Here is a 22,577-nt window from a genome sequence, read left to right on the forward strand (position 1 = left end):
GCAGCGTTTCAGTAGGGGTCGGCAGGGCGTGCAGGCCGCATTTGCCCGCAGGCCTGGCGCAGCGCGGCCGCGAAGCGTCGGCAGGTTTCCCTGGTGCGGCTGTCCCGGCGCGTAAACAGCGCAATCGGCGGCAATTGCCAGCCCAGGGTGTAGGGCACGATGGCAACACCGGCTACGCGCACCAATTCATTGGCGATGTCGGCGGGAACGATGGAGATGGACTGTTCGCTGCTGGCGATCAGCGCGCCGATCAGTTCTGCCGAATGGCTTTCGGTGATGGGCAAGGGCGGCACGATGCCGGCTTGCAGGAACAGGCCGGCCACCTGTTCGCGCATGGGGGTGCCGGGGGCGCCCAATATCCAGTCCAGTTCAGCCAGTGCCTGCCAGTCCAGCGGGCGGCGGCTCAGTTGCGCGGCCAGCCGGCGGTTGGCGATCAGACGCGGCGGCTGTGGGTAAAGCGGTTCGAAATCCAGGCCTTCCAGGTTCAGGGCCGGGTCGGCCCGGCCGATGGCGGCATCCAGGCTGTGGTCGCGTAGCTGGGCCAGCAATTGCGCGCTGCTGCCTTGGTGCATGCGTACGGCCAGGCGTGGCGGCTCCTGCTGAAGCAGGGCGAGGGCATCGGCAACGATACGGCTGGAAACGAAAGGTGTTACCCCGATCTGCAGGCGCGCCGCCAGCCCCGCGCCCGAGGCCTGCACGTCATGCACCAGATGGCCGAGGTCATTGATGATTACCGATGCCCGCGCCAGCACCACTTCGCCCAGGGCGGTAGGCGCCATGCCGCGCGACGAGCGGTTGAACAGCTGGGCCCCAAACAGGGATTCCAGTTCGCCCAGTGTATTGGTGATGGCGGGTTGGCTGGTGGACAGGTGTTCGGCCACGCGTGTCAGAGAGCCATGCTGCTGGATCAGAAGCAGCAATTGCAGGTGCCGCATTTTCAGGCGGGCGGACAGACGCCGCGCCATGAGCTGCGGGTCGTGCGGCGCATCCTGCGCCGTCACTGCGCCAGCTGTTGGGTCGGCGGGGCCCGTCAGGGAGGGGAGCGTGGGCTGCGGTTCAGTCATGACGAAGGAGGGACGCGAAGCAGTGGCGGATCAGGCGTGAGGCAGGTCGTCCACGGTCTTGCTCATCGCCATAATGAAATGGTTATGGAGTAATCATATAACAGAATAATTTTATTATGCGGCAGGCCTAGAATTGCTTCATCGGAATGAAGGAGCAGGAAAATGGGCAATAAAGACCGCGAAGCCGCATTGCATTACCACGAGTTTCCCGTGCCGGGGAAATTGTCCGTCGTCTCCAGCAAGCCCCTGGTTACCCAGCGGGATCTGGGCCTGGCCTATACGCCGGGCGTGGCTGCCGTGTGCGAGGAAATCGCGGCAGATCCCGCCAACGCTGCCCGTTACACAGGGCGCGGCAACCTGGTGGGCGTCATCACCAACGGTACTGCAGTGCTGGGCCTGGGCCATATCGGTGCACTGGCTTCCAAGCCGGTGATGGAAGGCAAAGCCGTGCTCTTCAAGCAATTCGCAGGTATCGACGTGTTCGATATCGAGATCAACGAAACTGATCCTGACAAGCTGGTGGACATCATTGCCAGCCTGGAATCGACGTTCGGCGGCATCAATCTGGAAGACATCAAGGCACCGGAGTGCTTTACCGTGGAACGCAAATTGCGCGAACGCATGAGCATCCCGGTGTTCCACGATGACCAGCACGGCACGGCTATTTGTGTGGCGGCAGCGTTCATCAACGGCCTGAAGGTCGTGCAAAAGGACATCGCCGCAGTCAAGGTCGTGGTCTCCGGCGCAGGCGCGGCGGCACTGGCCTGCCTGGAATTGCTTGTGGACCTGGGCTTGCCGCGCGAGCACATCTGGGTGACGGATCTTGAAGGCGTCGTCTTCGAAGGCCGCACCGTCCTGATGGACGAAACCAAGGCGCAATATGCACAGGCGACAGACGCGCGTACCCTGGCGGAAGTCATTGAGGGCGCAGACGTGTTCCTGGGCCTGTCTGCCGGAGGCGTGCTCAAGGCCGATATGCTGCGTGGCATGAATGCCCGTCCGCTGATTCTGGCGCTGGCCAACCCAACACCGGAAATCACGCCGGAGCTGGCCCATGCCACGCGGGGCGATGTGGTCATGGCGACAGGCCGGTCGGACTATCCCAACCAGGTCAACAATGTTCTGTGCTTCCCGTACATTTTCCGTGGCGCCCTGGATGTCGGAGCTCGCACCATCACTCGCGCCATGGAAAAGGCAGCAGTTCGCGCGATCGCCGGGCTGGCGCAGGAAGAGCAGAGCGACGTGGTGGCGGCAGCCTATGGCGGCAGCGATGCGCGCTTTGGCCCGGAGTACCTGATTCCCAAGCCCTTTGATCCGCGTTTGCTGGCACGTGTGGCGCCGGCGGTGGCGCAGGCGGCCATGGATGATGGCGTGGCCACCCGTCCGATTGTCGACATGGATGCCTATGTCGAGCAATTGCGCCAGTTCGTCTACCATTCCGGCGCATTCATGAAGCCGGTCTTTGCGGCGGCCAAGCAGCAGGTCCGCCAGGGCGGCAAGGCGCGCATTGTCTTTACCGAAGGTGAGGACGAGCGTGTGTTGCGTGCAGTACAGGTCATCGTCGATGAAAAACTGGCTCGGCCTATCCTGGTTGGCCGGCCCCAGGTGCTGCTGGCGCGTATCGAGAAGTTCGGCTTGCGCTTGCGCCTGGGGCAGGATGTGGAAGTTACCAATCCCGAGTACGACGAACGTTTCCATCAGTACTGGACCAATTATTGGGAAATGCGTTGCCGTGATGGCGTGACCAAGGAAATGGCGCGTGTGGAAATGCGCCGGCGGCTGACCTTGATTGGCTCCATGATGGTCAAGCTGGGCGACGCCGACGGCATGATCTGCGGAACGGTCGGGGCATACCATGACCACCTGCGTTTCATCGACCAGGTCATCGGCAAGAAACCGGGCGCAAAAACGTATGGCGCCATGAATATCCTGCTGCTGGGCGAACGCACGCTGGCTCTGGTCGATACCCACGTCAACGACGACCCGACCGCCGAGCAGATCGCCGAATTCACCATTGCCGCAGCAGAGCGTATGGCGCATCTGGATTTGCAGCCCAAGATCGCCTTGCTGTCGCGCTCCAATTTCGGTTCGGGCAGTTCTGCTTCCGGCGTGAAAATGCGCCAGGCGCTGGAGCTGGTGCGCAAGGCCGCGCCGCATCTGGAGGTGGATGGGGAAATGCATGGCGACAGCGCGCTGGACGAAGCATTGCGCCTGCGGCAATTGCCTGGCTCGCCGCTCAAGGGCGCGGCTAACCTGTTGGTCTGCCCCAACGTGGATGCCGGCAACATCGCCTACAACCTGCTGAAGACGGCGGCCGGGCGCAATGTTGCGGTCGGGCCGTTCCTGCTGGGTGCTGCGGCCCCGGTGCATATCCTGACATCCAGTTCCACGGTGCGCCGCATCGTGAACATGGCCGCGCTGGCCGTGCTGGATGCCAACCACGAAGAAGCCCAGGCCTGAACGGACTGCGCCAGCGCTGCGGGCCGCCGCCCGGATATCTCCAGGGATGTCCGGGCAGTTGGCAGCGCGGTGGCATTTTCGGTACCGGTCGACCAGGCACGGACGCCAGGCCGAACGTGGGCGACAAAAGACGCGGCAGGCAAGCGCGCCACAAGTAAAAAAGCCTGGACTCGCACATTGCGGGTCCAGGCTTTTTGGTGATCCGCCAGCCAGGCTGGCAAATCCACAGGGGGCATGGGTTGCTGTTGCAACCCGTCCCGGGGCAGGCGCAGCGCGCCTTGCCGAGGAAAATTACATCACGCGGCTGCGGTATTCGCCGGTGCGGGTGTCGATTTCAATCTTGTCGCCGATTTCGCAGAACAGCGGCACATTGATATCGTAGCCCGTGGTGATCTTGGCGGGCTTGAGAACCTTGCCGGAGGTGTCGCCACGGACAGCCGGTTCGGTGTAGCTGATTTCACGCACGACGATGGTGGGCAGTTCCACGGAGATGGCGCGGCCATCATAGAACACCACTTCGACCTGCATGCCTTCTTCCAGGTAGTGCAGGGCGTCGCCCATGCTGTCGGCTTCGACTTCATACTGGTTGTACTCTTCATCCATGAAGACGTACATCGGGTCGGCGAAGTAGGAGTACGTGCAGTCCTTGCGTTCCAGCAGGACGACTTCGAACTTTTCGTCGGCCTTGTAGACCAGTTCGCTGCCCGAGCCGGTGAGCAGGTTCTTGAACTTCAGCTTCACGACCGCGGCGTTGCGGCCAGACTTGTTGTATTCGGCTTTCTGGACCACGAGGGGCTCGCTGCCCACCATGACCACGTTGCCCACGCGCAGTTCCTGTGCGGTCTTCATGATTTAAAACTCCGGGTATTTTCAGCAAAGGTGCTGGCCGGTCGCGCTCGGAAGGCCGGGACGGGACACGAACAGGCGCGACTTGACAAAGCTCGCCATTCTATCATGGATCCCATATTCTGCTGGTAACGGCACGCAGGAAAGCCGTCTCCGGTGCTCAAGGCGAGGGGAGTTTTCCCTGGCAGAAAGCCACCAGTTGCTGGCCCAAGTCAGGTTGCCGCGCCTGTGTGTCGCTGTCGTGGCGCGCGTGCTGCTTCCAGGCCTGCCATGCCGGGCCGTTTAGCAGGTTGGCCCATGAATGCATGGCATCCGGGTTGGCTGCCGGCTGGGGGGGCGTGTCCTGGTTCCAGGCCATGAAGGCTTCCTGCACGGCAGGCGGCAGGCTGCCGCAGGCCAGCCAGGCCTGCAGCTTTTCCAGGTGTGCGGCATCGTCCTGCGGGTAGATGTGCCAAAGCAGGGGACGGCCGGCCCAGACGGCGCGCACCAGCGAATCTTCGCCGCGCACCAGGTTCAGGTCGGCGCTCCACAACAGACGGTCGAATTCGGCATGACGCACGAATGCATGGCGTGCCACATGCAGCCGGCCTTGCCGGCCTGTCGGCAAGGCAGGTGCAACGCCTTCGGGAACCAGCAGCAGGGTCGGGCGTGTGTCGCGGGCCAGGGCACTGGTCAATGCTGGCAGCGGAGCATGGGGGTAGCAGAACAGATTGATCAGGCGGCAGTCTGCCAGACGCCATTGCGCCAGCGCTGCCTCTTCCAGGCCCAGTGATTCCAGGAGCGCGGTGGCGTGCTTGCGGTCGGCCTGCCAGTGGGTGCGTTCGACCAGCAGGTCCGGTTCGCGCAGCAGCCCGCCCGTGCCAGGCAGGAAACCTGGGAAGAAAAAGTATTTTGGAACGCCATTGGCCTGCTGCGATGGCAGCAGGTGGCAGCCCGTGACCCAAGGCTCGGCGCTCAGGTACTCGAGGTTCAGCCAGAGATTGCGGTCTGGCGACAGCCTGGCCAGATAGGCCGCAGGCGGGTCGCAGGCGAACGCTTCAATGCAGATATCCAGCGGCGGCAGGTCTGGCGGCGACGCGTTCCAGTGCACCAGTTCGATGCCCTCCAGCCAGCCCCGTCCGTCATTCAGTGTGGCAGAGGGTTCCAGCCGTGCCAGGGCTTCTGGAACATCCACCCATAGCCTGATCTGCCAGCCGTGGTCGCGCGACAGGTTGCGAGCCAGGCGCAGGCAGACGCCGATGTCGCCATAATTGTCGATGACGCGGCAGAACAGATCGGCGGAAAGAGCGGAAGCGGCTGGAGTCATATGGATGCGGGAGCGGGCGGCGCCAGGCGGGGCAGGCGCCGCCCGCTCCGGGCCTCAGTGGAAGGTGCCAGGGTTGATGTCGAGGTCTTCCGGCAGTTCGGCGTGCACCATTTCGCCGACCGCGTTGGGGAATAGCGGGCCGCCGCAGTCGTCGCAGGTATCGGGCGGGAACACACCGGGCAGGCGCCGGATTTCATGCACGCCCAGGCTGTTGAGGTGCGAGGATATTTGCTCGAGGATGGCCTGGTAAATATCCGTAGTATCGCTGTCGAGTTCTTCGTCACGGCCGAAAATGGGCCAGATGCAGCCGTAATAGACGTCGTTGCTGTCACGTACGCCCAGACTGATGCGGAACTCTTCCGGGCCGCCGGCGCTGCAATGGCAAATGACCGCGCGCAATTGTCCGGTTTCCAGGCCGACGGACGTATGCAGCCAGTTGACGGCGGCGGTCAGTGCCAGCGGGCGGATACGTTTGTCCGAATCGCGGTTGCTGACGTAATAGGCGTCCGGCAACATGACCTCCACCGCGCAGCCGGGCAGCATGGCGGCAAAGCTGGGTGCGGCCTGTTCAGCCCAGGCTGCCAGGCTGCTTTCGCGCGTTGCCGGTGTTTCATTTGCGGTTTCCTGCCAGGCGAACAGCGCCTCGCCTTCGGGAACCGCAATGGCGCCGACCAGGTAACGTGTGTCTGCCAGCATGGGCGGAACTTCCACGTCTGGTCGCGTGAGGTGGCGGCTGGTGCGCTTGCCCAGCGCCTGGTTGCCCAGGGCCTGCAGCCATTGCCAGGTTTCGGAAAAGCTGCGCGGCAACTGGTCGACCCCGATCAGGTGCGGGAACAATGCCAGCCTGGCATTGCCCGCCAGGACATGCCCGCTCATCTGAGCTGCCAGGGCTTCGAGCTGGCGCGCGGGGATGGCGCCGTGTGGAATCTGGAAGCGCGTCCAGGCCAGCACCGGCGCGGTCACGAGGACGACGTCATAGCGCTGCTCATCGACAGTGATCGTCGCGGATTCAGACAGGGTTTCGATAAGTTCGACCAACAGGCCGTAGGCGTTCTGGTCATTTTGCAGCAGATGCTCCAGCGCGTTTTCCAGCGCAGCATCATTGCCGGTGCGCAGCAGCCGCACCAGGATCGCTTCCAACTGTTTTTCCCAGTAGCGGTCTTCCGTGCGGCAGCCAGACTGGCCCAGCGCAGTCGCCAGGGAAACAAGGCGTGCGGCATCGCGGGACGGGCGTTGGGAGGAGCGTTGGGTTTGGAACATGTGTGAGGAATGAGGCCGTTAATCTGCGTGTGACCACGCGCCAAAGCGCAAGCCCCATCGTTTTACCGAAGGGGCCTGGCGGGAGTTCATGACGTGGAGCCGGAGGCTCCCCCGAAAGGGTCGGACGGTTGCCAGCCTGCAGTTCACCCTGAAGGTAAAACCGGGGCCACACACCCGGGTACGGCGGTCAGACCGCACCAACCCTGGGATGCATCATGCGTTCAGGCATGGTGCATCCCAACAGGGGATTGTAGCGGGACTGGGCTCGGCGCGGGCGGCCAGCCCCGTGGTGCGGGTTAGCGCAGCAGCTCGCGCAGCACGAAGGGCAGAATGCCGCCGTGGTTGTAGTAATCCACTTCGATTGGCGTATCTATGCGCAGCAGCACGGGCACACGGTCCGTGCTGCCGTCTTCGCGGTGGATGACCAGCGTGACATCCTGTTGCGGCTGGATACCGTTTTCCAGGCCTTCGATATCATAGGTTTCGCGGCCTGTGATCCCCAGCGATTGCACGCTGTCGCTGCCCTTGAATTGCAGCGGCAGCACGCCCATGCCCACCAGGTTGCTACGGTGGATACGTTCGAACGAACGGGCAATGACGGCCTTGACCCCCAGGAGCTGGGTGCCCTTGGCGGCCCAGTCGCGCGAGGAACCCGTACCGTATTCCTCGCCGCCGAAGACCACCGTGGACGTACCTTCGCTGATGTAGCGCATGGCCGCATCGTAGATGGACAGTTGTTCGCCGCCCGGCTGGAATAGCGTTTCACCGCCTTCGAAGCGGGTGCCGTCAGGGCGCGGTGGAATCATCAGGTTCTTGATGCGCACGTTGGCGAACGTACCGCGCATCATGATTTCATGATTCCCCCGGCGCGAACCGTAGCTATTGAAATCGCCCTTGCTGACGCCATGGGCCAGCAGCCATTTACCGGCCGGCGAGGTTTCCTTGATCGAGCCGGCAGGCGAAATGTGGTCGGTGGTGACGGAATCGCCGAAGATGCCCAGTGCGCGCGCATGACGGACTTGCGGCATGGGAGCGGGCGTCATGCCGAAGTTCTCGAAGAAGGGCGGCTGCGCGATGTAGGTAGAGCTCGGCCAGTCGTAGACATCACCGGCCGCGCCTTCGATGCGCTGCCAGAGCTCGCCGGGGTTGCTGCGGATTTGCGAGTAGTTGGCGCGGAAGGCGTCCGGATTCAGCGCGAAGCGCAGCAGGGCATTGATTTCTTCGCTGCTGGGCCAGAGGTCCCGCAGGTAGACCGCTTGCCCCGTGCTGCTGGTGCCCAGCGGTTGCGTGGCGAGGTCGGTAGTCATATTGCCAGCCAGCGCATAGGCTACGACCAAAGGCGGCGACGCCAGGAAGTTGGCCTTGATGTTCGGGTGAATGCGCGCTTCGAAATTGCGGTTGCCGGAGAGCACGGCAGCACAGACGAGATCATTGGCGATGATGGCCTCGTTGATATCGGAGGTCAGGTCGCCGGCGTTGCCGATACAGGTGGTACAGCCGTAGGCCGCCACGTTGAAGCCCAGTTTTTCCAGGTAGGGCAGCAGGCCGGTTTTCTCCAGGTATCCGGTGACCACGCGCGAACCAGGGGCCAGAGAGGTCTTGATGTGCGGCGCGACTTTCAGGCCGGCTTCGACGGCTTTTTTCGCCAGCAGGCCTGCGGCCAGCAGGACGCTGGGATTGGATGTGTTCGTACAGGACGTAATGGCGGCAATCAGGACGTCGCCGTTACGGATCGTGGTGCCTGTGCTGGTCGTGAATGGCAGATCCAGTTTGTCGGCAGGCTGCGAAAAACCGTTTTCGGCTACCGGTTTGGAGAACAGGTCGGTGAAGGTCGAGGCTACCTTGGGCAATTCGATGCGGTCCTGCGGCCGCTTGGGGCCTGCCAGGGAGGGAACGACGCTGCTCAGGTCCAGTGTCAGCAGCTTGCTGTAGGTGATATCGCTGGCGGCGGGCACGCCATACATTTCCTGGGCCTGGAAATAGGCCTTGAGCGCCGCAATTTCCTCGTCCGTGCGGCCGGTGCCGACGAAGTAGTCGATGGTGCGGTCGTCCACCGGGAAAAATCCCATGGTGGCGCCGTATTCCGGCGCCATGTTGCCGATGGTGGCCCGGTCGGGCACGGCCAGGCTGGCCGTGCCCTCGCCACAGAACTCGACGAATTTGCCCACGACCTTTTCGCGCCGCAGCATTTCCGTGATGGTCAGCACCAGATCGGTAGCTGTCACGCCTTCGCGCAGCTTGCCCTTGAGCTCGACGCCCACGACATCCGGGGTCAGGAAGTACATGGGCTGGCCCAGCATGCCGGCTTCTGCCTCGATGCCGCCCACGCCCCAGCCGACCACGCCAATGCCGTTGATCATCGTGGTGTGGCTGTCGGTGCCGACCAGGGTGTCGGGGTAGTAGACATCATCGGCCGAGCGGTGCACGCCGCGGGCCAGGTATTCCAGGTTGACCTGGTGCACAATGCCGAAGCCCGGTGGCACGACGCCGAAGGTATCGAACGCCTGCATGCCCCACTTCATGAACTGGTAGCGTTCCTTGTTGCGGTGGAACTCCAGCTTCATGTTCAGGTCCAGCGCATCCTGCGTGCCGTAGTAGTCGATCATGACCGAGTGGTCAACCACGAGATCCACCGGCACCAGCGGTTCGATGCGTTTGGGATTGGCGCCCATGGACTTGGCAACATCACGCATGGCGGCCAGATCGGCCAGCAGCGGCACACCGGTGAAATCCTGCAGGACCACACGCGCCAGCACGAACGGGATTTCGTCTTCCCGTTTGGCATTGGGCTGCCAGTTCGCCAGTTGTCGGACATGTTCTTCGGTGATTTTCTGGCCGTCGCAATTGCGCAGAACGGATTCCAGCACGATGCGAATGGAAACGGGCAGGCGCTTGATATCAATACCCAGTGCCTGGCCCAGTGCGGGCAGCGAGTAGAACTTGCCGCGGCGATCGCCGGCGGTGAATTCATGCAGGGTATTGAACGTGTTGTGCGGCATGTTGGACTCCTTGGTTCGAACTTCCATTCTCGGCTGCCGCAGGTAACGAAACCCGCGGCGTTGAACTGCGGATAAGGCCAGTCTAGCGCAGACAGCTGCCTTCGTCATCGGGTATTGCAGGCGCTTGAAATGGGTATAAGCCGATCTTTTTGCGACTGATTCGCAGTGCCATGATGGTGCCATTCCAACAGCCCATGCGATGGAGCCGGATCACTCATGAGAACGCGAAGAACAACGCGGTGCCTTTCTTCTGGCCTGCCTGCCATATTGGTTCCGTTCTGCCTGGGCGCCTGCGCGCTGCCCAAGCCGGCGGTGACGCCTCCTGCCTGGCCGGGGGCCGTGACCGCCGGGCGTTATGACTTCGCCTGGCGCCTGTCGGGGCAGCGCGAACTGGCTCCGTTGCAGGTGTTCGATGATGGCCGTGATACCTGGTTGCAGTTTCCTCCCGGCCAGACCCTGCCCGCCATTTTTGTCGCGGACGGCCAGGGCGAGCGTCTGGCTGCCCATGAAACTGCGGGCCCCTATTTACGGGTCGCTGGGGTATGGCCGGCGCTGTTGTTCCGGGGCGGAAGCCGGCAGGCCATGGCGCAGTACACCGGGGCGCAGCGAGGCCAGCCACTGATGCTGGCGCAGGCCGCAGCCACGGCACATGGGGCTGAAGTGGTTGCTGGTGCAGCCAATGCCGTACCGGACATCCTACCGACCACACTTGCCATGGATGAGCGCTCCTCCATATCGACGGCCGATGGCAGCAATGCGGCTGCAGGCGACGACGCCAATTATTCTGTCGCGACCAGCGATGGCAACATGCGGCGGGTGCTGGCGCAGTGGGCCAGGCGTGCCGGTTGGACATTCGATACCTGGCACTGGGATGTAGATATGGACATTCCCTTGGCCGGCAATGCCGTTTTCGGCGGCGATTTCATGCAGGCGGTGCGTCAGTTGCTGGCATCCACGGAATTGTCCGGCAGGCCGCTGCAGCCGTGCTTCTACAGCAATCAAGTATTGCGCGTGGTGGCATGGACCCAGCCATGCGACCGCCACCCCGGTCATGGCGAGGATGCGGCATGAACAGGAGACAGCACAGAGCGTGGCCGGCCGCAGGGCATGGCATCAGACAGTTGGCCCTGTTGTTGCCGCTGGCCGGCGCCGTGACGGGGTGCTCGATGACGCCGGCATTGCAGCAGGTCGACGCCAGCGTGGCGGCTGGCGAAGCGGTGCAGACGCGCCACGCGCAAGCCTTCCGTGAGTCCTTCGATCCGGCAGCGCGGCAGGCGGCGCAACTGGTGGGCAAGCCCTGGCTGGCGGGGCCGGCGCAGCCTCTTGCGCGTGATGCCATCTTGCCGCCTGCGCTGCGTGGCGATATCGACACGACCTTGTTGTTCACGCCTGAGCGCGGCAGCCTGACCTTGCTCGGGGAGCGCATCTATCGGGCCACAGGCATTCCCGTCCGGATTGCGCCCGAAGCCCTGTTGCCTGCAGCGTCCTTTCTGCCGCGCCTGGCCGTCGATGGCGGGCCGCAGGCCGATGCCGAGCTGGCGCCGGAACTGCCCAGCGGGCCGCGGCCCCTGCCGCAGTTGCTTGATGCATTGGCCCACAGGCTCAACCTGTCCTGGCGCTATGCGGATGGCGCCATCATTTTCTTCCGAACGGAAAGCCGGGTCTTTGACGTGCGATTGCTGACACTGGACGCCAGCACCGATGTCAGGTTGGGCCGTTCTTCCAGCAGCGAAACCGACGGCTTCAAAAGTGAAGCGGAAACCACCCTGGCGCTGCGAGGAGAGGATGCCATGGCTGCATTGAAGGCGCGCCTCGAGCCCATGTTGACAAGGGCTGGCGTGCTGGCGGCAGTACCGGGCGGCGGGCAGTCCGTTGTCGTCACGGACACGCCTGAGGCACTGGATCGGGTGGCGCGTTTCCTGGAGCAGGAAAATCGGGCGCTGACACGCAGGATCAAGCTGGTGTTCGAGGAAATCACGGTTGAACTGGATGACGAGCACCGCCAGGGGCTGGACTGGAGTCTGCTTTATGCCGGTGGCGGAGCGCTGCTGCATGCGGCAATGCCTGGCGGGCTTGCTGCAACGGATGCCGGCGGCCAGACCGGCGCCAGTTTGCAGCGTGGCGGCCTCCAGGGTTCCCGCGCCATTCTGGATGCGGTCAAGCGTGCAGGCAAGGTGGTGCGCCATACCCGGGTGCCCATCTATACCTTGAACCGCCGTCCGGTGACGCATGCCGTGCGTCGCACTTTCTCGTATATCGACGAAGTGCAGACCACGGCAGTGGCTGCGGCAGGCAGCGGTGGCACGGCAGTGTCGCTGCCGTCGGTTTCCATCAGCCAGAAGGAAGCGACAGTGGGCGTATTCCTGACACTGCTGCCGGATGCCCAGGCCAATGGCCAGATCCTGTTGTCGGTTGCCTATGACAACAGCGTGGCGCAACCCCTGCAAAGCGTCACCTTTGGCGAAGCCGGGCAGCAGGTGCAGATTCAGCAGATTACCGTCGATGGCAATGGCGCGGTACAGCAGGTGGCACTGCGGCCCGGGCAGGTGATGGTGATCTCCGGCTTCGAGCGCAACGAGGACGAATCGTCATCGCGCCGCGTGGCGCCTGGGTGGCCCCTGGCGGCAGGTGGGCAGGACCAGGCGGCGCAGCGTCGGCGGACAACCTTGCTGCTGGTGTCGGCGCAGCAGGAAGAGGGCTTCTGACATGGCCGGAGAACACTGGCGGGACGAGTATCCGGCAGGGCCAGGCCATGCGGCGGGCAATGCGCCTGCTTCCTTGTCGCAGCCTGGGCATTTTGGTGCGAATCCGGAAGCCGGGCCTGAACCGGAGCAGCCAGCCCCGCATGCCATGGCCGGGCTGCACTGGGTAGACCTGGGCCCGGATCTCGCTGCGCTCGAAGTGGGCGAGGATGCCGCTGGCCAGGCCTGGCTGCTGTTCGGCCTGGATTGGCGGCCCCTATTGGGTAACCAGATTCCGCGCCAGGCATTGCAACGGGCGCGCAGCCTGCGGGCGACGCACTACGCCTGGCGCGGCGATCTGGCTGCCAGTGTTGCCTGCGTGCGCTTGCAATGGAGGGGGCTGCGTGCACGGCCCCTGTATGCGGCAGCGCTGCTGGTGGCGCAACGCTGCGGTCATGGAACTTTCGCCATCCGGCTGCATGGCGGGACACGGGGCGTGTGGTTGGTGGCCGTGCATGACGGTGTCGTCATCTCGGGCTCCGACCGTTGGTATCCATCCCCGGAAGAAGCCGCCGAGGCACTGCGATCCTTGCAGCAGCGCTACCCGGCTTTGCTTGAAACCGATCTTGGCCTGGCCATTGGCGACCTGTTGCCCAAGGACGGGCAGGCAGGTGGAGCGACGCTTGCGCAGGATTGGACAGCGGCGCGCCTGGTGCGCGTGCCGACGGGCATGCACTGGTCATGGTGGGGGCTGGTCGCCACCATCGGCGTTGCCGGCTGGTTGCTGGCGCCCCAGTTGTCCCGCGCCCCTGCGGTACCGCCTGACGACAGTTCGGAGCAGCTGGCTGTCCAGGCCTGGCAGGGCGTGTATGACGACTATGCCGCGCCGCGCCGGGTGCATGACGGTGCGGCACTGAGAGGCTTGTTACAGGGCGTGGCTGCCTTGCCGCTACGTCGCCAGGGCTGGTTGCTGGAGCAGATTGAATGCCGGGTGAATCTCGTTGGCTGGCGTTGCGCCGGCCGTTATCGCAGGGCGGTCGGGGTGGCTGACAACAACGGCTTGCTGCACCGCTGGCCCGGGGAGTGGCAGGTGGCTTATGACGGCTTTGATCAGGCTCGGGTGGTATGGCAGGTCTCGGGCGGGCGGCTCATGGATTGGCGCCGCCTGCCCGCCGAGGCCAGCCTGCTGGCGGGGCCGGTGGCCGTGCTGCAGCGTCAGGCACCGGTGTTTGAGCGGATCACCCTGGGAGACAGCCAGCCGGTCAGTCTGCCCGAGCCGGTGGGGCCGGATGGCATGCCATTGGCGCCGTTGCCAGGCATGCCCGTACTGAAAGAACGGGCCGTGGCGATATCAGGGACGTTGCGCGGGCTGCCGCTCTTGCAGGATGTGCATTGGCCGGTGTCGTGGGAAAGACTCATGGTGGAGGTCCGTCCGCCTTCCATGGTGCCGGAAGAAACGGAATCGCGCCTGGTGGCGCACTTGCAAGGAGTGGTCTATGGCCGCGATTGAATGGGCGTCGCGTTATCAGTGGCGCCGCGCCAGGGCGTTTGTTCTGTGCGCGGTTCAGTGGTCGGCACCGGCATTGATGCTGGCGGACGCGGCGCATGGCGCGGACCTGCCAGGCGAAGGCGTTGCGCCAGCCAGCGGGCAGGGCTGGCTGGATGGGGCGCCATTGCGGGATTGGCTGGACCGGGAAAGCACGCGAGCGTGGCAGGCCGAGGCCCTGCAGCCGGATGTCAGGCAATTGCCAGCGCCAGGGACAGGCCGCGAGAGCAGGGCTGGTCAGGTATCCACCGCCGGCGAGGCGGTCGCAGAGCCGTCAGTGCCGCGCGTGCGCGCCATCTACGGCAACGGCAGGTTCAGGGCGGCGGAACTCGACATTGCGGGGGAACGACACATCCTTTCCACCGATTCCTCAGGCCGCTTGCGTCCACAGAGCGTGGCGGGATTCCGGCTGATTTCTTTTCATGGCAATTGCGTCGGCCTGCGCCGCGCAGGCGTTCGTACGGATGTGTGCTGGCATGCCGACGCCCGGGAGGATCGCTGACATGAATGCGCTTGCCTGGTTGTACAGAGGGTTGCGATGGCGATTGCCGCCATGGCATGGGATGTGGGGCCGCGCGGTGATGCGTCAGCGTGGCGTGTCCGGTATCAAGGTAGCAACGGCCGCCGTGTCCGGAACGGCTGCGTCTGGTTTCAAGGCGCCTGACGCCAGGTTGCGGGAACAACGGGAGCATGTCTGCCACGAGCTTGTTTCCGGGGCAGGTGTTGCCAGTCTGGAACGTCCCGCCGTCGATACGACATCAGCACCCGGGCCTTTGCAGGCCGCGCTGGACAGCCAGGATGAATTGGCGCGCCTGCAACCGGCGTTTCGCAAGGTGTTGGCCGCGGAAGTGGGGGCGGGTGCGCTGGCGGCGCGCTTATGTCCGGTGCAGTTCGAAGACGGCAGCGTGGCGGTATTTGCCTGCGCCGACGAAGCGGGTGGCGACAGTGTTGCGGAATGCCTGCGGCAACTCCAGGCGCGCGGCTATCGGTTGCAGCGGCAGCCCGTCCGGGTGCTGTCCTTGCCGCTGCTGCTGGCACTGGTGCGCGGCCAGATAGACGCCGGGGCGTTATCACGGCGGCGGCATGTGCTTGGCGACCCCCGGAAATCCGGCCTGGTGGCCGTGTTCCACCAGATGGTGGCCTGGGCACTGGTCCACGATGCCAGCGATATTCACATCAATGTCGAGGCACAGCGTCCGGTGTCATCCGTGTACTTCACGGTCACTGGACGCTATGTCTCGCCCAGGGCCTATCGCCAATTATCCAGCGCATTGCTGCTGGACATGTTGTCGGTGGCATGGATGGATGTACGTGGCGGCAATGGCGCCGTATTCGACCCGACTGCCGAGCAGCAGGGCAGCATATGGCACGAAGTCGGCGGCGCGGCAGTGATGCTGCGCTGGGCTTCGCTGGCAACCGATGCCGGGCCGTCGGTTTGCCTGCGGCTGCTGCGGCTGGATTCGAGCGAGCCCTTGCCCGGCCTGGCTGCGCTGGGGTACTTGCCCGGGCAGGTGGAATTGCTGGAACGCGCCCGGCTGGCGCAAGGGGGCGCCATGGTGTTTGCCGGCGTTGTCGGTTCGGGTAAATCCACGACGCTTGCCAGCCTGATCCGTTCGCTGCCGGCGGGGCGCAAGATCGTCACGCTGGAAGACCCCGTGGAATACCTGATTCCCAATGCCTTGCAGAATACGCTGGGGCGCAGGCTGGATGGTGAAGACCACGGTGTATTCGGAGTCAAGTTGCGTACCCTGAAGCGCAGCGCCATGAATGATCTGATGATAGGCGAAGTGCGCGATGCCGAGACGGGCCGGGCCTTCATGGATCTGGCGGGTTCCGGGATGAGCCTCTACACCACTGTCCACGCGGGCAGCGCGGCCCTTATTCCCGAACGCCTGGCATCCGATTTCATCCGCGTTTCCCGGGATTTCCTGGCAGCCCCAGGCGTACTGAAACTGCTGGTCTACCAGAGCCTGCTGCCGCGCCTGTGTCCGCATTGCGCCAAGCCGCTGGCGCAGTTGCTGGCGGGAGGAGAGGCTGCCGATGGCTGCTGGCGGGACGGCGCGTATTGGTCGGACTGGTTGGCGCAGCTGGCACAGTTGTATGGCGTCGGAGCCGATGCTGTTGCGCAGACGCTGAAGATACGTTGCAGCGCGGGCTGCGAGGCTTGCCGCAGGCCGGAATTGCCCCAGCTGAATGGCTGGTCGGGACGCACGGTTGCAGCGGAAATCATTGAGCCCGAGCGCACACCGGGTTTCCTCGAAGCCTTGCGCCGCAGGGATGTGCAGGCGGCCATGCAGGCATGGCATGCCGGCTGCCGCAGTCCCCTGAATAGCGCCGATATGCGCGGCAAGAGCGCCATGGAATGCGCCATGTACAAAGCCTGGATGGGCTGGGTGGATCCCAGGGATATCGAGCCGGCCTTCCAGCCGTTTGCCAGCCGGAGCCAAAGCGGGGTGGCGCATGCCTGAGCCATTGCAACGCGGTGATATGCCGGGTATGTGGCGTGTATTCAGCGACGGGGCGCAGCGGCTTTGGCAGCGCGTCGCTGCCGCAGAAATGCGCCGCCGGCGTGCTGGCTATTACGGCTATCTGGCAGGCCGTCTGGCGCAGGACCAGGGGCGTACCCTGCGCACATTGTTCGAGAGCGACGCCAGGCGATATGGCCGATGGGAAGCACGTGGCTGGTTGAGCGGTCAATGGGCGCAACGCTGCACCCAGCAGGGGGGCGATCTTGAACAATTGTGGCAAGGCGTGTTTCCTGCCACCGAGCTGCGTTTGCTGCACGTGGCGCAGCAGGCGGGGGGCGAGGCTTTGCGCCAGACCTTGCGGGACATGGCCCAGGCGGTTGCCTTGATCCTGAAAATACGCGCGGGCGTGCGGCAGACCTTGGCGGTTGCGTTACTGGCCTGCCTGATCCTGTTTGCAACACTGCTGGCAGTGCCGGTCTGGACGGCGCCGCACATGGCGGCCATGTTTGGCGACATGCCGACGGCCTATTACGGGCAGGCCGCTCGTGCGCTGTTTGCCTTTGCCAACGGGTTGGAACAGGTCTGGCCATGGCTGGCGGCCCCAGGGGTAATTCTGTTGTTTCTGCTGCCTGCCAGCTTTACCCATGCACGTGGCCGGTTGCGGCAAGTGTTGGACTATCTGGCGCCCTGGCGCCTGCATCGGGATTTCCATGCCGTGCGGTTCCTGGCCTTGCTGCAGGTGCTGCTGCGGCCCAGGGCCGGCATGGTGATGCCCTTGCGCGAGCAACTGGACCTGCTGTGGGATGCTTTGCCGCCCTGGTTGCAATGGCATGTCGAACGCATGAGCGAAGCACTGGCACGCGGCGGGCAGGTACGGGAGATGTTCGCCACGGGCCTGTTTGAACGTGAGACGCGCTGGATGCTGGACGACATGCTGGAAGCAGACGGCCTGGACGGCGGCATGGCGCAAATCCAGGCGCAGCTGGAAGCACAGGCGGCAGCCGGCGTCCTGGGACGGGCCAAATTCTGGCGCTGGTGCCTGTTGTTGCTTGCGGCGGCTGGGGTGCTCGCATTGCTGTTCTGGCATTACATGGTGATCGACGATCTGCGCCATGCGCTGGCCAATTACCAGGCGGCGGGAGCGAGCTGATGCCATACCCCAACCAGACGCCGTACGTTTGCGGGGCGGTGTCCTGTAAGTGCTTTCTTGATCCATCACAGCAACCGGGAGCCCTCATGCAAACAGTTATTCAATCGCTGCCGCGCCATCTGGCCACCAGCCGTTCGCGTCCCCTGCCCGAAAGACAGGCATTGCAAGGCCGGCATGGGTTTCCAGACCAGCCACTGCCCTGGCGGCAAGGCGGCTTTTCCTTGATAGAGATATCTATCGTCGGAGCCATCATCCTGCTGATTTCCATGGTCGCCGTGCCCATGATCGGCAACTACATCACGGAAAACAAAGTGCCCAAGGTGGGGGATGAACTGTTGCGCTTCATGGTGCGTATGCGCGTGGGGGCGAATGGCGCAGGAGATTTGCCGTACGCCGGAGTGAACAACGGTGTGCTGGTCAATGCCATGAAGGATTCCAGCGTATTGCGCGTGGCGGGAGAGGGGGCCACGGGTATCGTCAAACATGGCCTGGGTGGCGGTGCGGGCAGCACCAGCGGCACGGTGACGCTGGCTCCTGCCAGTGCCGCTGGTGCTGGTAACGGCAGCGCGTTCCGGCTCAGCCTCATCAATGTCAGCCACGCAGCTTGCCCTGGGCTGGCGTCCATCCTGCAGCAGGTCGCCAGCGTGATCAGTATTTCCGGCGGAAAAACCAGTGGCGAGGTAAAGAATTCGGCCGCCAGCCCGGCCCTTGCCTATAACCCCTTGAAGGCGGAATCCTATTGCCAGAACGGGGATGTCAACAGCTTTGTCTTTACTGTGCAATGAGCTCGCACCGGTATGTGTTCCACGTGCCGTCCCGCCAGGTAAACCGGGCAGCGCAGCGCGGCGTTGCCTTGCTCGAACTGATGGTCGCGGCGGCCGTCGCTGTGTTGCTGGCCGCCTGGGGAGCGGGTTACTGGGTGGACCGTGCCGAGTCGGTACGCAGTGCGGCTGTCGGCGCCTGGCTCGGTGAGGTCGGCAAGGCAATATCGCAGATGCTGGAAGACGAATTTGCCGGGCTGGCCGACCCGCTGGCGTCGCTCAAGCATCGCTATGCCAATCGCCTGGCGCCCACGATTGCGGAGCTCAAACAATCTGGCTATCTGCCCGCAGCCTTTCCGGAACAGTCCGCCTGGGGGGTGGGGGCAGACATACGGATATGGCGCCAGGGAAGTTGTCCTGACACGGCTGGGTGCATGTTGCAGGCCATGGCCTACCTGCCGCTGGCGGCTTCCCGCCCGCCTGTCGACATGACCCGTCGTGCCGACGCACTGGCGCAGTTGCAGGGGCGCGGCGGCATGACATGGCCGCACAGGCCGGAGCGCATGCGTGGCGCCCTGTTCGATGTGCCCAATCCACTGCCGGATGGTACGCGCCTGCCTGCCGGGACGGTGGGTGTGTACTACGCGCTGGATGCCACCCGCCTGGGGGAATTCGTCCGCATGCGCGATACGCGCGATCCGTCCTTGCAGGGTAATCTGTCCGTTGCCGGCCGGACGGCTGTGATGGGTACGTTGCGAGCCGCTGGGCGAGTTGAAGCCGACGAATATCTGAAGCTCGGCGGGCAGGCGGGCCAGGGCGGCGCTTGCGCCGAGGCCGGCTTGCTGGCCCGCGACGTGCAGGGCGGCGGACTGTTGCTTTGCGCCAACGGTCGCTGGCAGCATTCTGCTGCGGGCGGTTTCGGCGGGATGTACTCGCTGAGCGATCGCTTTGGTTGCCGGGGGACCTTGCTCAATCCCATGACAGGCCAATGCAGTTGTCCGGCCGGCTTTCGTGCCATCCACGTGAGCGTGCTGAAGCCGAACAATGATCGGGGTGAGGAAGTCTCTGTCTATCTGTGCCAGCGGTAGGGCGGGATACCTGACAGCGCCTATAATGATCAATTCGCCAAATTCATGCCTCGGGCAGCAATGAAAGCTTCAGAAATCCGCCAGAAATTCCTGCAGTTCTTCCAGTCCAAGGGACACACGATTGTTCCTTCGTCGTCGCTGGTGCCTGCCAATGATCCTACCCTGCTGTTTACCAATGCGGGGATGGTCCAGTTCAAAGACGTGTTCACCGGGCGGGATGCCCGTCCCTATACGCGGGCTACCTCTTCGCAGCGCTGCGTGCGTGCGGGGGGCAAGCACAATGACCTGGAAAATGTGGGTTACACCGCGCGCCACCATACGTTCTTCGAAATGCTGGGCAATTTCAGCTTCGGAGACTACTTCAAGCGTGACGCGATCCACTATGCCTGGGAATTGCTGACCAAGGTGTATGGCCTGCCGGCGGACAAGCTGTGGGTCACGGTCTACCAAGAGGATGATGAAGCCCACGACATCTGGGCCAAGGAAGTCGGCGTGCCGGTGGAACGCATCATCCGCATCGGCGACAACAAGGGTGCGCGTTATGCGTCCGACAACTTCTGGCAGATGGCCGATACTGGTCCTTGTGGCCCGTGTTCCGAGATTTTCTATGATCACGGTCCGGACGTCTGGGGCGGCCCTCCGGGGTCCCCGGAAGAGGATGGCGATCGCTACATCGAGGTCTGGAACCTCGTGTTCATGCAGTTTGATCGCGATGCTTCGGGAACGCTCAATCCCCTGCCCAAGCCTTGTGTGGATACGGGTATGGGCCTGGAGCGCATCGCCGCAGTCCTGCAGCACGTGCATTCCAACTATGAAATCGACTTGTTCCAGGCGCTGATCGCTGCAGCCGCTCGCGAAACCGGCGTGACCGACCTGGGCAACAATTCGCTCAAGGTGATTGCCGACCATATCCGAGCCTGCTCGTTCCTGATCGTCGACGGTGTCATTCCCGGCAATGAAGGCCGTGGCTATGTCCTGCGCCGCATTATTCGCCGGGCGCTGCGCCATGGCTACAAGCTTGGCCAGAACCGTCCGTTCTTCCACAAATTGGTGCCTGACCTGGTCGCGCAAATGGGCGATGCCTACCCCGAACTGGCCCAGGCGGCCGAACGGGTGGCGCAAGTATTGCGCCAGGAAGAAGAGCGTTTCGGTGAAACGCTGGAAAACGGCATGCGTATCCTGGAAGTCGCCTTGGCGGCGGTGCCAGCAGGCAGCCCCCTGGATGGCACGACGCTGTTCACGCTGTACGACACCTATGGATTCCCGGTCGATCTCACGGCGGATATCTGCCGTGAGCGTCATGTCGAAGTCGATCTGGAAGGCTTCGAGAAAGCGATGGCGCGCCAGCGCGAGCAAGCCCGCGCGGCGGGCAAGTTCAAGGCGACCGAAGGCCTGGTCTATGACGGCGGGCAGACGCGTTTCGACGGTTATGGCCAGCTTCGTACCGAAGGCGCTGAAATCGTGGCACTGTACGTGGACGGTACATCTGTGGAACAGGTGCAGGCCGGGCAGGCTGCCGTTGTGGTGCTGGATGCCACGCCGTTCTATGCCGAAGCCGGTGGCCAGGTCGGGGATGCTGGTGAGCTGACGGCGCAGGGTGTCCGCTTCTCGGTGGAAGATACCTTGCGTATCCAGGCGGGCGTGTCCGGCCATCATGGCACGCTTGAAGAAGGCGTCCTGAAAGTTGGTGACCACGTAGATGCCCAGGTAGAAGCCGGCCGTCGCGTGCGTATCGCCCGCAATCACTCCGTGACTCACCTGATGCACAAGGCCTTGCGCGACGTGCTGGGCGGCCACGTGCAACAGCGCGGTTCGCTGGTCGACCCCCATAAGACGCGGTTCGATTTCGCCCATGACGCGCCGATGACGGCAGAGCAGGTGACGCAGGTTGAAAAACTGGTCAACGAGCAAATCTTGCTCAATGAACCGGTTGAAACCCGCATCATGGCCTATGACGATGCGGTGCAGAGTGGCGCGATGGCACTGTTCGGCGAAAAATACGGGGATACGGTGCGTGTCGTCGATATTGGTTTCTCCCGCGAATTGTGCGGTGGCACGCATGTCCGCAGCACTGGTGAAATCGGCTTCTTCAAGCTGGTCGCCGAAGGCGGCGTGGCTGCTGGCGTGCGCCGTGTCGAGGCCGTCACCGGCAGCAATGCGCTGGCTTGGGTGCAGGACCTTGATGGCAAGGTGCAGCAGGCCGCTGCGGTGCTCAAGACCCAGCCGGCGGAACTGCCTGCGCGCATCGCCCAGCTGCAGGATCAGCTGCGCAGCCTGGAAAAATCGCTGCAGCAGGCCAAGGACAAGTTGGCGGCCAGTGCAGGCAATGACCTGGCCGGCAAGGCGAAGGACATCGGCGGCGTCAAGGTGCTGGTGGAATCGCTGGGAGCCGTGGATGCCCGTTCCTTGCGCGGCACGGTGGATCAGTTGAAGAACAAGCTCGGTTCGGCCGTCGTGCTGCTGGCAGCCCAGGATGACCAGGGCAAGATCAGCCTTGTGGCCGGGGTGACGCCGGACCTCACCAGCCGCATCAAGGCGGGCGACCTGGTGGGAGAACTGGCTGGCCGCATCGGGGGCAAGGGTGGTGGCCGTCCCGATATGGCCATGGGCGGTGGCAGTGATGTCGCTGCGCTGCCTGAGGCGATCAAGGCCGCAGCTGCCTGGGTGGAAGCGAAGCTGTAAGGCGGGAACGACTGATCATGAGCGCTGTTGATCCTGAGTTCGTGCAAGAAGTGGACGCCAGCGGGCTGAAGTGCCCGCTGCCCATCCTGCGTGCCAAGAAAGCGCTGGCGCAAATGCAGGCGGATGAAGTGTTGCGGGTGGTGACCACCGATCCTGGCGCCGTTCGCGACTTCGACGCTTTCGCCAGGCAGACGGGCAATACCTTGCTGCTGCAACGCGACGAAGGGGCTCGTTGCGTGCATTACCTCAAGCGCCGCAGCGCTTGA

General features: G+C 63.7%; 16 protein-coding genes. 11 read left to right on the forward strand and 5 right to left on the reverse strand.

The genetic code is table 11. The features are described from left to right. Positions 1-8 precede the first annotated feature (8 nt). Complete coding sequence (locus ACEW7X_RS05940; RefSeq protein WP_083969512.1) at positions 9-965, reverse strand: LysR substrate-binding domain-containing protein; 957 nt, start codon at positions 963-965, stop codon at positions 9-11. Positions 966-1,226: 261 nt separating this feature from the next. On the opposite strand from ACEW7X_RS05940, the gene ACEW7X_RS05945 reads away from it, so the two are divergent. Continuing rightward, a complete protein-coding gene (locus tag ACEW7X_RS05945; protein WP_134838246.1) occupies positions 1,227-3,524 on the forward strand; it encodes an NADP-dependent malic enzyme in 2,298 nt (765 codons plus the stop codon). A 291-nt stretch (positions 3,525-3,815) separates the two neighbouring features. Here ACEW7X_RS05945 and efp read toward each other — a convergent pair whose 3' ends face one another. The 4 genes from efp to acnA all read right to left on the reverse strand — a co-directional run bounded on the left by efp (position 3,816) and on the right by acnA (position 9,935). Next, complete coding sequence (efp, locus tag ACEW7X_RS05950) at positions 3,816-4,373, reverse strand: elongation factor P (protein ID WP_068368901.1); 558 nt, start codon at positions 4,371-4,373, stop codon at positions 3,816-3,818. A gap of 157 nt (positions 4,374-4,530) precedes the next feature. Next, entirely contained in the window at positions 4,531-5,676 is a 1,146-nt protein-coding gene (earP, locus tag ACEW7X_RS05955; RefSeq protein WP_420177728.1) for an elongation factor P maturation arginine rhamnosyltransferase EarP, read from the reverse strand. A gap of 54 nt (positions 5,677-5,730) precedes the next feature. Continuing rightward, on the reverse strand, positions 5,731-6,936 hold the full coding sequence (locus ACEW7X_RS05960) for a DUF2863 family protein (RefSeq protein WP_420177729.1): 1,206 nt from the start codon (positions 6,934-6,936) through the stop codon (positions 5,731-5,733). Positions 6,937-7,232: 296 nt separating this feature from the next. Beyond that, complete coding sequence (gene acnA, locus ACEW7X_RS05965) at positions 7,233-9,935, reverse strand: aconitate hydratase AcnA (RefSeq protein WP_134838249.1); 2,703 nt, start codon at positions 9,933-9,935, stop codon at positions 7,233-7,235. Positions 9,936-10,151: 216 nt separating this feature from the next. On the opposite strand from acnA, the gene ACEW7X_RS05970 reads away from it, so the two are divergent. From ACEW7X_RS05970 to ACEW7X_RS06015, 10 genes are all read left to right on the forward strand, one after another. Beyond that, the gene (locus ACEW7X_RS05970; protein ID WP_420177730.1) at positions 10,152-11,006 is read left to right on the forward strand and encodes a TcpQ domain-containing protein; all 855 of its coding nucleotides are present in this window, start codon (positions 10,152-10,154) and stop codon (positions 11,004-11,006) included. A 50-nt stretch (positions 11,007-11,056) separates the two neighbouring features. Continuing rightward, the gene (locus ACEW7X_RS05975; protein ID WP_253103603.1) at positions 11,057-12,640 is read left to right on the forward strand and encodes a hypothetical protein; all 1,584 of its coding nucleotides are present in this window, start codon (positions 11,057-11,059) and stop codon (positions 12,638-12,640) included. 1 nt (position 12,641) lies between these two features. Further along, complete coding sequence (locus ACEW7X_RS05980) at positions 12,642-14,126, forward strand: hypothetical protein (protein ID WP_420177731.1); 1,485 nt, start codon at positions 12,642-12,644, stop codon at positions 14,124-14,126. After that, complete coding sequence (locus tag ACEW7X_RS05985; RefSeq protein WP_420177732.1) at positions 14,113-14,664, forward strand: hypothetical protein; 552 nt, start codon at positions 14,113-14,115, stop codon at positions 14,662-14,664. Before ACEW7X_RS05980 ends, ACEW7X_RS05985 begins: the two co-directional genes overlap by 14 nt. A gap of 61 nt (positions 14,665-14,725) precedes the next feature. Further along, positions 14,726-16,630, forward strand: a complete 1,905-nt coding sequence (locus ACEW7X_RS05990; RefSeq protein WP_420177733.1) for an ATPase, T2SS/T4P/T4SS family — start codon at positions 14,726-14,728, stop codon at positions 16,628-16,630. Further along, entirely contained in the window at positions 16,623-17,780 is a 1,158-nt protein-coding gene (locus ACEW7X_RS05995; protein ID WP_253103611.1) for a hypothetical protein, read from the forward strand. Before ACEW7X_RS05990 ends, ACEW7X_RS05995 begins: the two co-directional genes overlap by 8 nt. 86 nt (positions 17,781-17,866) lie before the next feature. Beyond that, positions 17,867-18,565 carry a type 4 pilus major pilin gene (locus ACEW7X_RS06000; protein ID WP_127773568.1) on the forward strand — a complete coding sequence of 233 codons (699 nt, stop codon included), beginning with the start codon at positions 17,867-17,869 and terminating at the stop codon, positions 18,563-18,565. Then, positions 18,562-19,629, forward strand: coding sequence for a hypothetical protein (locus tag ACEW7X_RS06005; protein ID WP_420177734.1), 1,068 nt, complete (start codon positions 18,562-18,564; stop codon positions 19,627-19,629). The genes ACEW7X_RS06000 and ACEW7X_RS06005 overlap by 4 nt, the downstream gene beginning before the upstream one ends. A 60-nt stretch (positions 19,630-19,689) precedes the next feature. Next, positions 19,690-22,311: an alanine--tRNA ligase gene (gene alaS, locus ACEW7X_RS06010; RefSeq protein ID WP_257741014.1), complete on the forward strand. Its 2,622-nt coding sequence runs from the start codon at positions 19,690-19,692 to the stop codon at positions 22,309-22,311. 17 nt (positions 22,312-22,328) lie between these two features. Further along, positions 22,329-22,577: a sulfurtransferase TusA family protein gene (locus ACEW7X_RS06015; RefSeq protein ID WP_068368878.1), complete on the forward strand. Its 249-nt coding sequence runs from the start codon at positions 22,329-22,331 to the stop codon at positions 22,575-22,577.

Origin of the sequence: Kerstersia gyiorum (genome assembly GCF_048595715.1) — a bacterium.
Taxonomy (GTDB): Bacteria; Pseudomonadota; Gammaproteobacteria; order Burkholderiales; family Burkholderiaceae_B; genus Kerstersia; species Kerstersia gyiorum.

What these genes read in the sequence shown, in the direction of transcription:
- ACEW7X_RS05940 (WP_083969512.1), bottom strand. Translation starts at nt 965, where the DNA reads ATGGCGCGGCGTCTGTCCGCCCGCCTGAAAATGCGGCACCTGCAATTG.
- ACEW7X_RS05945 (WP_134838246.1), top strand. Translation starts at nt 1,227, where the DNA reads ATGGGCAATAAAGACCGCGAAGCCGCATTGCATTACCACGAGTTTCCC.
- efp (WP_068368901.1), bottom strand. Translation starts at nt 4,373, where the DNA reads ATGAAGACCGCACAGGAACTGCGCGTGGGCAACGTGGTCATGGTGGGC.
- earP (WP_420177728.1), bottom strand. Translation starts at nt 5,676, where the DNA reads ATGACTCCAGCCGCTTCCGCTCTTTCCGCCGATCTGTTCTGCCGCGTC.
- ACEW7X_RS05960 (WP_420177729.1), bottom strand. Translation starts at nt 6,936, where the DNA reads ATGTTCCAAACCCAACGCTCCTCCCAACGCCCGTCCCGCGATGCCGCA.
- acnA (WP_134838249.1), bottom strand. Translation starts at nt 9,935, where the DNA reads ATGCCGCACAACACGTTCAATACCCTGCATGAATTCACCGCCGGCGAT.
- ACEW7X_RS05970 (WP_420177730.1), top strand. Translation starts at nt 10,152, where the DNA reads ATGAGAACGCGAAGAACAACGCGGTGCCTTTCTTCTGGCCTGCCTGCC.
- ACEW7X_RS05980 (WP_420177731.1), top strand. Translation starts at nt 12,642, where the DNA reads ATGGCCGGAGAACACTGGCGGGACGAGTATCCGGCAGGGCCAGGCCAT.
- ACEW7X_RS05985 (WP_420177732.1), top strand. Translation starts at nt 14,113, where the DNA reads ATGGCCGCGATTGAATGGGCGTCGCGTTATCAGTGGCGCCGCGCCAGG.
- ACEW7X_RS05990 (WP_420177733.1), top strand. Translation starts at nt 14,726, where the DNA reads ATGTGGGGCCGCGCGGTGATGCGTCAGCGTGGCGTGTCCGGTATCAAG.
- ACEW7X_RS05995 (WP_253103611.1), top strand. Translation starts at nt 16,623, where the DNA reads ATGCCTGAGCCATTGCAACGCGGTGATATGCCGGGTATGTGGCGTGTA.
- ACEW7X_RS06000 (WP_127773568.1), top strand. Translation starts at nt 17,867, where the DNA reads ATGCAAACAGTTATTCAATCGCTGCCGCGCCATCTGGCCACCAGCCGT.
- ACEW7X_RS06005 (WP_420177734.1), top strand. Translation starts at nt 18,562, where the DNA reads ATGAGCTCGCACCGGTATGTGTTCCACGTGCCGTCCCGCCAGGTAAAC.
- alaS (WP_257741014.1), top strand. Translation starts at nt 19,690, where the DNA reads ATGAAAGCTTCAGAAATCCGCCAGAAATTCCTGCAGTTCTTCCAGTCC.
- ACEW7X_RS06015 (WP_068368878.1), top strand. Translation starts at nt 22,329, where the DNA reads ATGAGCGCTGTTGATCCTGAGTTCGTGCAAGAAGTGGACGCCAGCGGG.